This is a genomic window from Pseudomonas sp. Q2-TVG4-2, assembly GCF_013620795.1.
Lineage (GTDB): Bacteria > Pseudomonadota > Gammaproteobacteria > Pseudomonadales > Pseudomonadaceae > Stutzerimonas.
Genome location: NZ_LGLW01000001.1, coordinates 516,288 through 530,670, shown reverse-complemented (window position 1 = coordinate 530,670; position 14,383 = coordinate 516,288). Strand labels below are relative to the sequence as shown.

At 60.9% G+C, this 14,383-nt stretch carries 13 protein-coding genes; 8 read left to right on the top strand and 5 right to left on the bottom strand.

What is annotated here, in order from left to right:
* The first annotated feature begins 27 nt into the window (after positions 1-27).
* Positions 28-999, top strand: coding sequence for an SDR family oxidoreductase (locus tag H3028_RS02625; protein ID WP_181295494.1), 972 nt, complete (start codon positions 28-30; stop codon positions 997-999).
* Between the two features lie 72 nt (positions 1,000-1,071).
* Here the strand turns inward: H3028_RS02625 and H3028_RS02620 are convergent, their stop codons facing one another.
* Complete coding sequence (locus H3028_RS02620) at positions 1,072-1,947, bottom strand: DUF6279 family lipoprotein (protein ID WP_181295493.1); 876 nt, start codon at positions 1,945-1,947, stop codon at positions 1,072-1,074.
* 194 nt (positions 1,948-2,141) lie between these two features.
* Between H3028_RS02620 and H3028_RS02615 the strand changes: the two genes are divergently transcribed.
* On the top strand, positions 2,142-2,333 hold the full coding sequence (locus tag H3028_RS02615) for a hypothetical protein (RefSeq protein ID WP_181295492.1): 192 nt from the start codon (positions 2,142-2,144) through the stop codon (positions 2,331-2,333).
* Positions 2,334-2,339: 6 nt separating this feature from the next.
* Here H3028_RS02615 and H3028_RS02610 read toward each other — a convergent pair whose 3' ends face one another.
* From H3028_RS02610 to H3028_RS02595, 4 genes are all read right to left on the bottom strand, one after another.
* Positions 2,340-2,879 carry a hypothetical protein gene (locus H3028_RS02610; RefSeq protein WP_181295491.1) on the bottom strand — a complete coding sequence of 180 codons (540 nt, stop codon included), beginning with the start codon at positions 2,877-2,879 and terminating at the stop codon, positions 2,340-2,342.
* Positions 2,880-2,958: 79 nt separating this feature from the next.
* Positions 2,959-3,720, bottom strand: a complete 762-nt coding sequence (locus tag H3028_RS02605) for an ABC transporter substrate-binding protein (protein WP_181295489.1) — start codon at positions 3,718-3,720, stop codon at positions 2,959-2,961.
* Positions 3,721-3,863: 143 nt separating this feature from the next.
* Entirely contained in the window at positions 3,864-4,586 is a 723-nt protein-coding gene (locus tag H3028_RS02600; RefSeq protein WP_181295487.1) for an RNA pseudouridine synthase, read from the bottom strand.
* 95 nt (positions 4,587-4,681) lie between these two features.
* A complete protein-coding gene (locus H3028_RS02595; RefSeq protein WP_025240851.1) occupies positions 4,682-4,861 on the bottom strand; it encodes a hypothetical protein in 180 nt (59 codons plus the stop codon).
* A gap of 151 nt (positions 4,862-5,012) precedes the next feature.
* Between H3028_RS02595 and H3028_RS02590 the strand changes: the two genes are divergently transcribed.
* From H3028_RS02590 to H3028_RS02565, 6 genes are all read left to right on the top strand, one after another.
* Positions 5,013-6,161 carry a PQQ-dependent sugar dehydrogenase gene (locus H3028_RS02590; RefSeq protein WP_181295485.1) on the top strand — a complete coding sequence of 383 codons (1,149 nt, stop codon included), beginning with the start codon at positions 5,013-5,015 and terminating at the stop codon, positions 6,159-6,161.
* A 172-nt stretch (positions 6,162-6,333) separates the two neighbouring features.
* Positions 6,334-8,676, top strand: a complete 2,343-nt coding sequence (locus H3028_RS02585) for a glucose/quinate/shikimate family membrane-bound PQQ-dependent dehydrogenase (protein WP_181295483.1) — start codon at positions 6,334-6,336, stop codon at positions 8,674-8,676.
* 74 nt (positions 8,677-8,750) lie between these two features.
* Positions 8,751-9,587, top strand: coding sequence for a S1 RNA-binding domain-containing protein (locus H3028_RS02580; RefSeq protein ID WP_181295481.1), 837 nt, complete (start codon positions 8,751-8,753; stop codon positions 9,585-9,587).
* A gap of 731 nt (positions 9,588-10,318) precedes the next feature.
* Positions 10,319-11,476, top strand: a complete 1,158-nt coding sequence (locus tag H3028_RS02575; protein WP_181295480.1) for an outer membrane beta-barrel protein — start codon at positions 10,319-10,321, stop codon at positions 11,474-11,476.
* Between the two features lie 42 nt (positions 11,477-11,518).
* A complete protein-coding gene (locus tag H3028_RS02570) occupies positions 11,519-12,052 on the top strand; it encodes a polysaccharide biosynthesis/export family protein (protein WP_181295478.1) in 534 nt (177 codons plus the stop codon).
* On the top strand, positions 12,052-14,253 hold the full coding sequence (locus tag H3028_RS02565; RefSeq protein ID WP_181295477.1) for a polysaccharide biosynthesis tyrosine autokinase: 2,202 nt from the start codon (positions 12,052-12,054) through the stop codon (positions 14,251-14,253). Before H3028_RS02570 ends, H3028_RS02565 begins: the two co-directional genes overlap by 1 nt.
* Positions 14,254-14,383: the final 130 nt, after the last annotated feature.

The following is a 14,383-nucleotide window of genomic DNA, read 5'->3' as shown; positions in this document are numbered from 1 at the left end:
AACGACAGCAAACCCGGAGAAGCGAGCATGAGTGGAACCAAACTCGAAGGCGCGGTGGTGGTGATCACCGGTGCGTCCAGTGGCATCGGTCGCGCCGCCGCGCAGGCTTTCGCCCGCCAGGGAGCCCGTGTGGTGCTGGCCGCGCGTGACGACGAAGCATTGCAGGAGGCGGCGCAAGAGTGCCGAGCGTTCGGCGGTGAAGCGCTCGTAGTGCCGACGGATATGACCCTCAGCGACTCCGTGGAACAGCTGGCCACTGCTGCCGCAGAGTTCGGTCAGGGCCGCATCGATGTCTGGATCAACAATGCTGGCGTCGGGGCGGTGGGCGCTTTTGACGAGACGCCACTGGATGCGCATGAACAAGTGGTGCAGACCGACCTGATCGGCTATCTGCGCGGTGCACATGTGGTGTTGCCTTATTTCAAACAGCAGAACGGCGGCATTCTGATCAATACGCTATCCGTTGGCAGCTGGGTGCCGCAGCCGTTCGCGGTGGCGTATTCGGCCAGCAAGTTCGGCCTGCGCGGGTTCTCCCATGCATTGCGTGGTGAGCTTGTGCAATGGCCTGGCATCCATGTGTGCGATGTGTATCCCTCTGTGGTCGATACCCCCGGTTTTCGCGACGGTGGGAACTATGCAGGACGCTCGCTGCAGCCGCCCCCACCGCTCTGCGATCCCCGTCAGGTGGCAGAGGCGATGGTCAGCTTGACGCTGCACCCGCGCCATACCACCTCGGTCGGCGTGACGGCGACATTGCTGCGCTTTGCACATTTCGTCACGCCAGGCTTCGATCGGTTGTCGGGGCTGCTGGTCGGCGCTGCGTTGCGTCGCGCTGAGCGGGTAGCGCCTTCTTCAGGCAATCTGTTCCATCCAGCGTTGGGCCAACGCCGAATCGACGGCGGCTGGCGCAACGGTGATTCACAGCAGCGGGCTTTGATGGTGGCGGGCGGGATTGCAGCAGGCGTAGTGGGGTTGCTGCTGTACTGCCGTAGACGCTAGCAGACCGTCGAAAAACTACCTGCGAGGACGCTCGGGCTATCAGGTCGTTGCCCGGCGCGTCGCGCGTGGGCATCAGCGAGCCGTGGACAAGCAGTCCAGCGAACTCAGATCCTTGCGCAGGTCTTCCAGCTGCTCATCGAGATGGCGCCGCTGGCCGGCATCGGACATGGTGTAGAGGTCGCTGACCAGATCGATGGCCGCCTGCTCGGTGCGAGCAAAGGCGGCTCTGTAATCGGCCGACCAGAAGGACTCGCGGTCTTGCAGCAGCTTCTCGACGCGTTGCGCGAAATCCGCTTCGTGGCGTTCGTTGATCGCTTCACTCAGCGCTCGCTGCCATTGCACTCGATTGTCCAACCAGAGCTGGTTCTGCGCTCCGAGCGTGTGCGCCCATTGGAGGATGCGCTGGCGTTGCGCCGCGCTGGTGCTGCCAAGCCACTGCTCGGCCCGCTCACGCATGCGCTCGGAACGTTCGCGAATCTGCTCTGCCAGTGGTGGCTGCAGGTATTTCTCCTCACGCTCGCGACGGTCATCCTCGAACGCCTCATCGAGTTCGCGGACCTGCTCGTCATCGAGGTCGCGCAGTAGCTGCGTGGTGGTCGGGGTGATTTCCACGGCGACGGTATGGATCGCCTGTTTCGCGTCGCGATAGTGGCCTCGAAGCGCGGTTTCATCGACGTTACCCTCCCGGACCTGGCGCTGCAGTCGTTCGATGTTAGCGAGGTACTCAGGCAGCTGTGTACGACAATGCCAGCTCAGATGTTCACGCAGCTGCGCGCGGAAGCGCTGCTGCTGCTCGCGATTCATATCCAGGTAATCGTTGAGTGTCCAGGGAATCAGCAGGTCAAGGTTGCGGTAGGCGAGATTCATGCGGCTGCAGCCGGCCATCAGCACGGCAAGTGCCACCAGGAATAACAAGATCTTGCAGCCAAGCACCTGACGGATCTGCATCGGAGTCCTCGTCTTTTTGTTATCAAATCAAACGACATTTCGCTGTTCAGTAGAGCAACGGGACGCTGCGGCAGTTCGGGCCGAAACAGCAACGGCTTGTTTCGGCGAGAAATCCACGGGAGTTGTGGTCCCTATTAGGGTAGGGGCGCTGATGGTGCGCCCCACCCCGTACGGCAATTGACGAGGAGGTAGTCATGCAGAAGACGATCAGGCATCTGACCGGAGACGAAGTACCGCAGGGCTGGCGTCCGACCTGGGTAACCTGCTGGGTAGTGGAGATGGATGGTAAGACTATCGCCGGCCCGTACGCCACACGCGAGGAGGCGCAGCTCGTGATGGACGGGGAGCAGGAGCCCAAGATATCGCAGACGCCTACGCCTCGCTGAAGGGGATCAGAGACACCGATTGACGCAGGGGTCGATTCGCTCGGGTAACGGCGGTGGCGGCTCGACGAGCTGGGAAACCAGCTCCAGCGCCTTGTCGAAGGAGGGGTACCCGCTCTGCGCGACATCCAGCTCGGCATAGGCCTGGCGGTATTTTTCCGCCTTGGCGACGTCGCGCTCGTTCAGCAGGTAGGGTTCCTGGTGGATCTTGTAGAGCAGCGCCACGGCGTGCGGATGGCCCTTGGCTCGCGCCTGTTCCAGCAGACGCAGCACTGGCGCTTGTTGCGGGCCCTGACGGATCAGCAACAGCGCCTGATAGAACTCGATCTCGCCACGCTCGTCGAGACGCGCACTGCGCTCAAGCAAAGCATCGGCGAGCTCGTAGCCGTCTTCGTCGCCGATGGAGATCAGGATCTTCGCCTGCATCAGGTCGTTCTGATAGAGCAGCCGCTCGGCGCGGCAGGCGCTGTCGCTGCCAGGTTGGTCACACGGCTGAGCAGCGCAGCCGCTCAGGACGGCGAGAAGTCCAATCACCAGTGCGTTCTTCATTGCTGCCTTGTTCTCTTTGATTGTTTAGATGTGTCAGCGCGTGTTCTGACAGGTGCGCTTCGTTTCTGTTCAGCCTGTTTCATTGCTCGGTGGCGATGGGCAGGAGTCCATACTTGAACAGAAGGATCTGCCATTCGGGCTTGTTCGGCAGGGCATCGAGGAATTCGTTGAGGTAGGCGGTGACGTCCTCGCCGAGCGTGTCGGTGATTAATAGATGCCGGGCGAACTGGTACAGCGGGGTGTCCGAAACATATAGATCCCTGAGACTTTGCTCTTTGCGGTAATAAAGCAGGGTGGAGCGTGGAATCAGCAAGGTGTTGATGCGGCCCGAGAGCAGCTTCTGGAGGTTCTGCAGGTCGGTCTGAACATCCTGACGCTTAATCGCGTGGCTGGCGATATCCGCTTCGAGCCCTTCATACCGATGCCCCAGCACGCCACCCAAAATAAGGCCGTGCAGCGATTCGGGGCCATCGTATTCAAAAGGTACGTCAGGTAACGAAACGAAGTCCTGCCGATCGATCAGCAATGGTTTCGACCATCTGCCATTGGCTACCTGCGCGGCGGTGAAGAAACTCGGCGTAGCCCAAAGCAGGATGCCGGGTCGCTTTCGGGCAAGGCGCATATCTACCCGTTTGCGCGGCAGCTCCAACAGGTCGAAGCGAAAGCGGCCCTGATTGGCTGGGTCGTTATTGAGGAGCTCGACGAACCCATGCGAAAGCCCTTGGTCGTTGTCGAGAATGAAAGGCGGCGAAAAATGATAGGTCCATACCTCGACTCGCTGCTGCGCCCCACAGACCAAGGGCAACAGAACGAGCATTAGCATCAGCACGAGTCTCTGCATGGCTAACCTTTGCGGCGGGATGGCGAAGCGGTCGGATCACAACAGATGATGCGGCCACAGATGGCGTGTCCGTTGTCACTGACATCAGCATAGCCGAGCGGCCGCAAGGCGCGAGCAGTCGGGTTATTCCCGAAGCGATGCTGCTAGAAGCGCTCGTGCTCACCGAGAAAGCGCCACTCACCCACCGGCAGCTTGGCCATCGACAGGCGACCGATACGGATGCGCCTGCAGTTGAGCATTTGCAGGCCGATGGCCTCGCAGAGCTGACGCAGATCGCCCGCCTGTGGCGCCTTTAGCACGATGCGCAGGCGTGTCTCGTTCTGCCAGCTCGCCTTGGCCTTGGGCAGGATTCTGCCGCGATGCCCGATGCCTTTGGCCAGTAGGGCAAGCCCGCCTTCCTCGGGCTCGCCAGCGACTTCGACGATGTACTCCTGCTCCAGCTTGTCCCTCGGGTCGGCTAGCTTGCGGATCACTTCGCGTTGCTGGCTGAACACCACCAGCCCGCTGACGTCCGACTCTAGCGGCAGCAAGGCCGTCTGGCGTGAGAAATGGCGCTCGCGGGGCGTCAAGCGCGCATCGTCACCGCTCCAATGGCTCGCCTGGGCGAGCTGCAGCTGAGCACTTGCTGGGTCCGCTGCGGTGGGTTGGCCGGAGGGCTTGTGAAATAACAACGTGACGGGCGGCAATTCAGTGGTAGTGGCGCCGGGCAGCAGTTCAACGCGCTGGTCGATAACTTTGAAAAAGGGTGCTTCGATGATTTGACCGTCGACGCTGACCCAGCCTCCTTCGATATACAACTCGGCCTCGCGCCGGGAACAGCCGAGTTGCTCGGCGAGGCGTTTGGACAAGCGTATCGGATCGGTCATTGGGGGCTCGGATGCTTCGGAGGGGGAACCTGGCGAGCCACTGCAGTATGGCAACGGCAGCAAAAGCTCGCTTATCGGTTGGGTATTGCGCAGGTTTATTTCTTGCTGATGGTGATCTGGCGCGATGGGCCTTGGGTCTGGCCGCTAACCCCGTTGGGGATCTTCTGGACTTCGCCACCGGCCTTGAGGAAGGCTGCCATCTGAGCGGCCAGGGATTGGCTGGTTTCGCTGGCGGGTTCGGGCTTGCGTTTGGCGGATGTGGTTTTGGAGGCCATCGTCATCTGGTTCCTTTGGTCAGTCGAACAGGACATTATACAGATCTGGCTACTTTTTGTTCGATTTTCCATAGCCGCCGATTTGCTGAAGCGTTTTTCATCGTCCATGGTCTTCTTGGGATGATTCCAGTCACGCTCCGGAGGACTACCGATGCCGCACTATGCCCGCCGCGCTTTCGCCTGTTGTTTCGTTCTGGCCTGTCCTGCCTCGGCGCTCGCGGACGTCGAGTATCTCGACAGCGAACAAGGCCGCGTCACGGTGGAGGCTATTGCCGAAGGGCTGGAGCATCCCTGGGCCGTGGCATTTCTGCCGGGCGGGGCCGGTATGCTGGTGACTGAGCGGCCTGGCAGGCTGCGCATCGTGGGCGGCGATGGGCGACTGTCCGAACCGCTTACGGGTGTGCCTGAGGTCTATGCGCGTGGTCAGGGCGGTTTGCTGGACGTGCACCTGTCGCCGGATTTCCAGCAGGATCGGCTGGTTTATCTCAGTTATGCGGAGGCGGGGGAGAGCGGTAAAGCCGGCACCGCGGTGGGCCGCGGCCGGCTGGCTGATGACCTGAGCGGGCTGGAAGGTTTCACGGTTATCTTTCGGCAGCAGCCGAAGCTATCCACCGGGATTCACTTCGGCTCACGGCTGGTCTTTGATGGCGACGGCCACCTGTTTATCGCGCTGGGTGAGAACAACCAGCGGCCCACAGCGCAGGATCTGGACAAGCTTCAAGGCAAGCTGGTGCGGATATATCCCGACGGCGAGGTGCCGGACGACAATCCCTTCGTGACAGCCGAGGGCGCTCGACCGGAAATCTGGTCCTACGGCCACCGTAATCAGCAGGGCGCCGCCTTCAACCCCTGGAGCGGCAGGCTCTGGACGCATGAACACGGCCCGCGAGGTGGCGACGAGATCAACATCCCCGGGCCGGGGCGCAACTACGGTTGGCCGTTGGCGACCCATGGCATTAACTACGGAGGCCAACCGGTACCTGAAGCCAAGGGCGAAGTGGTGGAAGGTACCGAGCCACCGCATTACGTCTGGGAGACATCACCTGGCATCAGTGGCATGGCTTTCTATGATTCGGAAGCCTTCCCTCAATGGCAGCACAACCTGTTCATTGGCGCGCTGGTGGATCAGTCACTGATCCGCCTGCAACTCGACGGGGACAAGATCACCCACGAGGAGCGTTTGCTGAAGCAGATAGGCGCGAGGATTCGCGATGTCCGCCTGGGGCCGGACGGCCATCTCTACCTGCTGACCGATTCGCCGAGCGGTAAATTGCTACGGGTCGGGCTGGATGCGAGATGAAATGGATGTGCTGATTTGGTCTCAGCAGGGAGCGTTCTTGCCCACCACCGGTCAACTGAAGTGCCGGGCGAGTCCCTGAATCGACGGCCCCAGTGAAAAACCTTCCGGAGATGCCCGCTGCGCGATCGTTTCGTCATCTCCGAAGCCTGACAAACCTAGAAAGGAGGGGAGAGTGGCGGTCGTCATCAGTGCAATCCTGTGCATCATCCTGGGGCTGACGCTCGCCGTTGGCGGGTGGAAAATCATCTCCCTTGGCGGTACCTGGTATTTCGCGGCCCTGGCGGTGGGCTTTCTCCTGACGGGAGCGCTGCTGCTGGCGCGACGTCGCGCTACGCTGTGGGTTTATGCCCTGGTGATGCTGGGTGCCCTCGGTTGGGCGATCTATGAGGTGGGCTTCGACTGGTGGCAACTGGCGCCACGCGGCAGCATCATCGGTCCGCTGGGCTTGTGGCTCCTGACGCCGTGGATCGCACAGCGCTTGGGCTGGCAGCATTTCGGCGCTCGTGCCTGGGGCGGTAGCGCAATCCCTTTGATGATCGCCGTGGCGCTCTGGGGCGCGACCGCTTTGCATGCGCTTAGCACCGACAGCAACGACATCAAAGGGATGCTGCCCCAACCCCTGGCTACCGCGCCGGCCGCCGAAATAAACACCGCCGATAACGTGCCGGCCAGCGACTGGCACGCCTATGGCCGCACCCAGCATGGCACTCGCTATTCGCCGCTGGCGCAGATCACGCCGAGTAACGTCGATCGGCTGGAGGAGGTCTGGCACTACCATACGGGTGATGTGCGCCGCCCGAGCGACCCCAACGAGACCACCTACGAGGTCACGCCGCTCAAGATCGATAACAGTCTGTATATCTGTACGCCACACAACTTCGTCATCGCGCTGGACGCCGAAACCGGAGAGGAGCGCTGGCGTTTCGACCCGCAAGTGCCGGACTCGACCAATCGGCAGCACCTGACCTGCCGAGGCCTGTCCTACCACACCACCGATGCGCCGACCGAAGGCCAGGTCTGCCAACGGCGTCTGTTCATGCCTACCGCTGATGCGCGGCTGATCGCGCTGGACCCTGAGACCGGGAAGGTCTGCCCCTCCTTCGGTGAGAACGGCGCGGTGAATCTATGGAAGAACATGCCGAACGTTACGGAGGGCTTCTACTATTCGACGTCGCCGCCTGTGGTGGCCAATGACCTCGTAATCGTTGGCGGGGCGGTCAATGACAACGTCTCGACCACCGAGCCGTCCGGCGTGATCCGCGCCTATGACGCCATCACTGGCGAACTGAAGTGGAACTGGGATCCGGGTAATCCGGAGCAGACCGAGCCCATCGGTCCAGGCGAAACCTACAGCGAGAGCACACCGAATAGCTGGAGCATCTCCAGCGCCGATGAAGAACTTGGGCTGGTTTTCGTACCGCTGGGCAACCAGGTGCCGGACCAGTGGGGCGGCAGCCGCAGCGAAAACAGTGAGCGGTTCTCCTCATCGATCGTTGCGCTGGACCTGGAAACCGGACAGCTGCGCTGGGTGTTCCAGACCGTGCACCACGATCTCTGGGATATGGACGTGCCTGCGCAGCCGAGTCTGGTTGATATCCAGACCGAGTCGGGCATGGTCCCGGCGCTCGTGGCGCCCACCAAACAGGGCGACATCTATGTACTGGATCGCCGTACAGGCGAGCCGGTACTGCCGGTTCGGGAAGTGCCGGCCCCTCAGGGTGCAGCTGAGGGTGACTACGCCGCCGCGACTCAGCCGGTATCGGCGCTTTCTTACGAGCCCCCGACGCTCCAGGACACCGACCTGTGGGGCGCCACGTTCATTGATCAGATGATGTGCCACGTCCAGTTCAATTCGCTGCGTTACGAAGGCCGCTACACGCCGCCATCGACCCAGGGCTCCTTGATCTATCCAGGCAACTTCGGGGTGTTCAACTGGGGCGGCGTTGCTGTTGATCCGGTCCGGCAGATGGTTTTCAGCGCGCCATCCTATCTGCCCTTCGTCTCGAGGCTGATCCCTCGTGAGAACGACGAGAAGGCCTATGTATCCGACAGCGAGCCCCATCTGAACGAAAACTTCGGTGCGCCGTTTGCGGTGGAACTGAAGCCTTTCGTATCGCCGATCGGCCTGCCTTGTACGGCGCCGCCATGGGGCTATGTCGCGGGCGCTGATCTGCGCACGGGCAAGACCCATTGGCTGCGCAAGAATGGTACGGTCCGCGACCGAGCGCCGGTGCCGCTGCCATTCGAAATGGGCGTGCCGAGCCTCGGTGGCCCGGTGATCACCGCGGGTGGCGTGGCTTTCCTGTCCAGCACGTTGGACTACTACGTGCGTGCCTACGACGTCACTACCGGCAAGCAGCTCTGGCGCTCGCGTCTGCCGGCAGGCGGCCAGGCGACGCCGATGACCTATCAGAGCCGATCTGGCCGGCAGATGGTTGTGGTCGTCGCGGGTGGCCACGGGTCCCTGGGCACCAAGGCCGGCGACTCGGTTATCGCCTACGCATTGCCGCGATAGCGGCACGCATGCGTGCGCGCCGCGAGGCAGGCGGCCTGCTAGAATCGCCGCCTTCGACCCAGAGGAATCGAGACATGGCCGCAATTGGGCGCTTCAACAGCCTGCAAATCGTCAAGCACACCGGTTTCGGTCTTTATCTAGACGGCGGGCCTGATGGTGAGATCCTGCTGCCCAATCGCTACATTCCGAAGAACATCCCGACCGAGGTCGACGACTGGCTGAACGTCTTCATTTACCTCGACAGCGAAGACAAGCTCATCGCAACCACCGAGAAACCCAAGGTTCAGGTCGGCGAGTTCGCCAGCCTCAAGGTTGTGGAAATCAACCGGATCGGTCTGTTTCTTGACTGGGGGTTGCCCAAGGATCTGCTGCTGCCGCATTCGGAGGAAAAGCGCCCGCTTAACGAGGGCGACTACTGTGTCGTCCACGTGTATCTCGATAAGCATACCCGTCGCATTACCGCCACGGCGCGGCTGGATCGCTATCTGGACAAGACGCCTGCGCGCTATAAGGTCGGCGAATCCGTTGATCTTTTGGTGGTCGAGCCTACCGATCTCGGCCACAAGGCGATCATCAACGGCAAGCACTGGGGTCTGATTCATAAGAACGAGGCCTTCAAATTCCTGCGCGGCGGCACGCGCGAGACGGGCTACATCAAGGAAGTCCGCGCAGACGGCAAAATCAGCCTCAGCCTTCAGCCGGTAGGCAGCGAAGCCGGTGATGCCTTGCAAGCGTTGATTCTACAGAAGCTGCAGGAAAACCAGGGCAGCCTCCCGGTCAGCGATAAAACGGCAGCCGACGAAATTGCCCGGCTATTCGGGGTCAGCAAGGGCAACTTCAAGAAGGCCATCGGCGGTCTCTACAAGCAGGGCCGAATCGTCATTCATCCTGATCGCATCGAGCGCGCCTAGCTGCGCATTGGGGCCGGCCTGGCCCTTTTCCCCTTCGCTCACGACTCCTTAGCAAGCCCGACCCCGCAAGCGGTCGGGCTTTTTCGTATTCCACTGCGCGATTTCAGCCGACGGGTTCGTGTGCCTCGTGCATAGCTTGGCGGTATTTCGGTCAGGTTCGTCCGGCATGACAGTGTTACCGCTTGTCCTTCTCGGTTGTTACCGAGGGCAAGCGCGCGGAACTCCCTACGTTCGAATTGGGTCCAGAAAAGGCCCCTGGCTATTCAGGGTTTCGCTGGGCCTGGCAACAGTTCCCTCGGCTTTCCCTTTCCATGGACAGGGAGGTGGCGGCTGGTGTGCTTAATCATTAGCGCCGGGCCGGATAGGCAGACCGAACGAGCGTTAAGTCGGTTTGGCAGGCAATTGCATCTCTACTAATAAAAAAATACCGAATCGCTTCCGCTTCGCCTGCCGTTTGATTTGCTGGCTGAGGCCGGCTGCTGCGCTGTTTCTGCAGCTGGCTGCGTATGGGTCCGTTCAGGCTCGCTCACCCTGTGGCGGTAGCGTGTCCGAACGGAGGCGCTGAACCTACCTCGAGGTATTTTTTGATGCTTTGCGGCACGCCGTTCATCGAATCTGCAACTGTCGGGGATATTTGCGGTCTGTTGCGTGTCTATGCCACCTCACATGAGCCAGCGTCGCGGCCGGAGTAAGGCATGAACAACAATTTATCTCCGAGAAGGGATTCCATAATGAGGAACATCACGCTTCCAGGTGTATCGCTACTGTGCCTTGTCGCTACTAATAGCTGGGCCGTAAACGATCCGCAGGATATTCGCATTGGTGGTTTCGAGTTCACCCCTACGCTGGTCCTCCGTGAAAGTTACGACGACAACTATCGCGGGCTGGCAGACAACGAGCAGGCATCCTGGGTTACCGGCATTAATCCGACCTTCCTGCTGGGAACCGGGAATCGCAACAGTGAGTACGAGCTCGAATACTCCTTTAACAGTGACATCTTTCATTCGGATTCCGAAGCCAGTAACACCGACCACCACCTGCGGCTCAGAAGCGTCATGGAGTTCACCTCACGTCATCGCCTGAGCTGGGGGCTTGCCTATCATCGCGTAGAGGAAACGGCCGACACCGAAGACGCTACCGAGAACGACAAGTACAGCCAGGCCATTGCCCGCGCGGCATACCGCTTCGGTGCCGAAAGTGCACGTAACCAGCTCGAGTTCGGTACCAACTACGAACAGCGCCGTTACCACAACAGCGGCAACATCAACGCGTCAGAAGAGCGCGACAGTCTGATGTTCAATTCCATCTGGTTCCATCGTCTTGGCTCCAGAACACGCTCGCTCGTCGAGGTTCGTCATACCGATCACGACTACAAACTCAGCAGTGCCCTGCGTGACAGCACCAACGTGGCGCTGTTAGGCGGTGCGACCTGGGCTGCCGGCGCGAAGACGTCAGGCACCTTCAAGCTTGGTGCCGAGCGCAAGGATTTCGACAGCGACCAGCGCGAAGACTTTACCAGCCCGATGTGGGAGGCCGGCATTACCTGGAAGCCGCGCTCCTATTCGGCATTCAACCTGACCTCGCGGCGCGCATTCGATGAAGGCGACGACGGTGCCAGCACCATCAATGACTGGACCACTCTGGCGACCTGGGATCACGAGTGGACCTCGCGTATTGCGACAGAGCTGCAGTACCGCTTCTCCGACCGCGAATACGAGGGGATCGGTCGAGATGACGAAAGAACGGCTTACGGTGCTGGCGTGACCTGGTCCCCGGACCGCTGGATCGACGTGACCCTGTCATACCTCAGAACTGAAAACGACTCCAGCTTGAGCTCGGAGACTTACGACCGAAACGTCTACCTGCTGAGTTTCGACCTGAGCCTTTGAGGCCGGGTAGGACGTTAATCAGTGCCTAAGGAGGAGCCGACCATGCGCATCCCGAACCTGTTCAAATTCTTTTCGTTGCTGGTCTTGTTGGCGCTCAGCGCTGGTGCCAGCGCCGCGCAATACCAGCTGGGCTCGGGCGACGTGATCCGCATTAGCGTCCACGGCGAGCCGGACCTTTCGTTTGAAGAAATACGCCTGACCGATGCGGGCACCTTCACCTTTCCATTCATCGGTGAAGTGGACGCCAACGGCAAGACCGCTAGCGAAGTGCGCAATCTGCTGGTGGAAAAACTGAAGGATGGTTACCTGATCGATCCGCGCGTTTCGGTATCGGTAGCCAATTACCGCGAGTTCTACATTGCCGGCGAGGTCAAGCTTCCCGGCGGTTATCCGTACCAGCCTGGGCTCACCCTGGATCGGGCGATCGCCCTGGCTGGCGGTCTCACCGAGCGTGCCTCGACCAAGCGCATGACCATTGTGCGGGGCTCCGAAGGCGGCCGTGCTGCAGAGAAAGCCACCATGGACACTCAGGTCCGCCCTGGCGACACGATTAACATCGACGAAGGATTCTTCTGATGAACAGCCCAGTTCGCCCGGACCGACCATGGCAGCGCCCCGTAGGGCCAGCGGCCGATAGCGATTTCATTGACCTGAAAAAAATCTGGCACGCGATCTGGTCACGCAAGTGGGGCATCGCCCTGCTGGTGGGCGTCGTTGCGGTGCTGACGGTGCTCCTGCTCTCGCGGATGACGCCGATCTACAAAGCCGTGGCGTCGGTACTTATCGAGACGAAGGGCACCCCGGTGCTGTCGTTCCAGCCAGCGGCTGATTCGCCTGTCGAACTCAGCGAGTACTTGCAGACCCAGCTCAGCCTGATGCAGAGCCGCGGTGTGGCTGAACGTGTGGTTCGCGATCTGAATCTGACCGAGCACCCGGAATTCGATCTGCGCCAGCAGCCTGGGCCACTGGTTGATTTCGGTGGCATCGTCGATGCGCTGACCGGTGAAGAGGCCGAGCCGGTCACCGAAGCGCAAGTCATGGATTACGCGACGCAGGTATTCATGGAGCGGACGTCCGTTTGGGTCGAAGGCAAGAGCCAGTTGGTCTATCTGTCGATCTCCATGGCCGATCGCCTGACCGCCGCACAAGCCACCAACCAACTGGCACAGGCATATATCGAGGCTCAGCTGGAAGCCAAGGTCGACATGTCGATGACCGCGGCCAGCTGGATGAATGAACGCCTGGTCTCCCTGCGCGAAAATCTTCAGGCGTCGGAAGATAAGCTGCAGGCTTATCTGGACGCCGAGGGTCTGGTCGATCTGGATGGCGTGGGCACCATCAGCGCCAACGAGCTGTCGCTCACCGGTGATCGTATGATCGATGCGCGTCGTGAGCGCGCCGAAGCCGAGAGCCAGTACCGTCAGGTCGAATCCATGCGCAGTCAGGGCTGGGAGCGTCTGGCCAGTGTGCCGGCCGTACTTGGCCATCCGCTGATTCAGCAATTCAAGGCGAATCAGGCCCAGGCGCGTTCGCGGGTCGAGGATCTGTCGCGTCGTTATGGCGATCGTCACCCGGCGATGGTCTCGGCGCGTTCCGACCTCAATGCCGCCACTGCCAGCCTGAAGCAACAGGTTGAGCAGGTGGTGGCGAGCATCGAGCGCAACTATCAGCTCGCCGTCGCCAACGAGAACTCGCTGCGTGCCTCGTTTGATGAGAACAAAGGGCGCATCCAGGATATCTCTCGCAAGGAGTTCAAGGTGCGTGATCTGCAGCGCCAGGTCGAAAGCGACCGTGCGCTGTATGACACCTTCATGACCCGCCTGCAGGAAACCACCGCCACCTCGGATCTGAGCTCCACCAATGCTCGCGTGGTCGACGCGGCCATCCCGCCGACCGAACCCAGCGCGCCGAACAAGAAGCTGATTCTGGTGGTGGCACTGTTCCTGGCACTGGTGCTCGGCGTTGCTCAGGCGATCATCCGCGAGATTCTCGACAACACCTTCAAGAGCTCCGAAGAAGTTGAGACCAAGCTGGGGTTGCCGGTGATGGGCATCGTTCCGCAGGTGCCACGCAAGCTGCGCAAGGAAGTCAGCCACCTGTTCGAGCGCAGCGGAGACAAGCGCTTCTGTGAAGCGGTACGGACCATCCGCACCAACCTGCTGCTGAGCGAAGCCAGTCAGCCGCGACAGGTGCTGGTGATCACCTCCACTGCGCCTGATGAAGGCAAGAGCTCAGTATCGGCCAACCTCGCGTTCGCCATGGGTCAACTGCATCGCGTGCTGTTGATTGACGCCGACCTGCGCCGTGCGACGCTGGACAAGGCGTTCGACTTCAAACCGGGCACGCCGGGGCTGGTTAACCTGATCGGTGGCAATGCGAAGCTCGAAGAGTGCATCCACACCGTCGGCAACGTCGACATGATCGCGGCCGGTGCAGTGCCGTCCAACCCGTTGGAGCTGCTGTCCTCGCCGCGCTTCGCCAAGCTGCTTGAGGTGGTCAAGGGCCGTTATGACCGCATCATCATCGACTCGCCGCCGAGTCAGGCTGTCAGCGACGCGGCTGTCCTGTCGACGCTGGCCGATGCGGTGATCTACGTCGTCAAATCCGACAGCACGCTGATTCCGCATGTGCAGAAGGGTGTGAGCCAGCTGCAAAACAGCAATGCACCGCTGACCGGTGTCGTGCTCAACCACGTCGATATCGAGAAGGCCAAGAAGAACGGCCAGTTCCGTGGCTACTACGACCACTATGGCTATAGCGAGCAGCAAACGGTCTGATCCGGCTCGCTCGTTTCGTCATCAGGCCAGGTTCCGTCAGTAATGAACCTGGCCTGGACAGAATTCTGCCCAGCAAGTGAATTGCGCACCGGCCGCCGAAAGGGCTGCGCCGAGGCACGCCTGTATCAAT

Bases quoted from the DNA above. Each gene is read 5' to 3' on its own strand.
- H3028_RS02595 (WP_025240851.1), bottom strand. From the start codon at position 4,861: ATGGCCTCCAAAACCACATCCGCCAAACGCAAGCCCGAACCCGCCAGC.
- H3028_RS02610 (WP_181295491.1), bottom strand. From the start codon at position 2,879: ATGAAGAACGCACTGGTGATTGGACTTCTCGCCGTCCTGAGCGGCTGC.
- H3028_RS02570 (WP_181295478.1), top strand. From the start codon at position 11,519: ATGCGCATCCCGAACCTGTTCAAATTCTTTTCGTTGCTGGTCTTGTTG.
- H3028_RS02590 (WP_181295485.1), top strand. From the start codon at position 5,013: ATGCCGCACTATGCCCGCCGCGCTTTCGCCTGTTGTTTCGTTCTGGCC.
- H3028_RS02580 (WP_181295481.1), top strand. From the start codon at position 8,751: ATGGCCGCAATTGGGCGCTTCAACAGCCTGCAAATCGTCAAGCACACC.
- H3028_RS02600 (WP_181295487.1), bottom strand. From the start codon at position 4,586: ATGACCGATCCGATACGCTTGTCCAAACGCCTCGCCGAGCAACTCGGC.
- H3028_RS02615 (WP_181295492.1), top strand. From the start codon at position 2,142: ATGCAGAAGACGATCAGGCATCTGACCGGAGACGAAGTACCGCAGGGC.
- H3028_RS02625 (WP_181295494.1), top strand. From the start codon at position 28: ATGAGTGGAACCAAACTCGAAGGCGCGGTGGTGGTGATCACCGGTGCG.
- H3028_RS02575 (WP_181295480.1), top strand. From the start codon at position 10,319: ATGAGGAACATCACGCTTCCAGGTGTATCGCTACTGTGCCTTGTCGCT.
- H3028_RS02620 (WP_181295493.1), bottom strand. From the start codon at position 1,947: ATGCAGATCCGTCAGGTGCTTGGCTGCAAGATCTTGTTATTCCTGGTG.
- H3028_RS02605 (WP_181295489.1), bottom strand. From the start codon at position 3,720: ATGCAGAGACTCGTGCTGATGCTAATGCTCGTTCTGTTGCCCTTGGTC.
- H3028_RS02565 (WP_181295477.1), top strand. From the start codon at position 12,052: ATGAACAGCCCAGTTCGCCCGGACCGACCATGGCAGCGCCCCGTAGGG.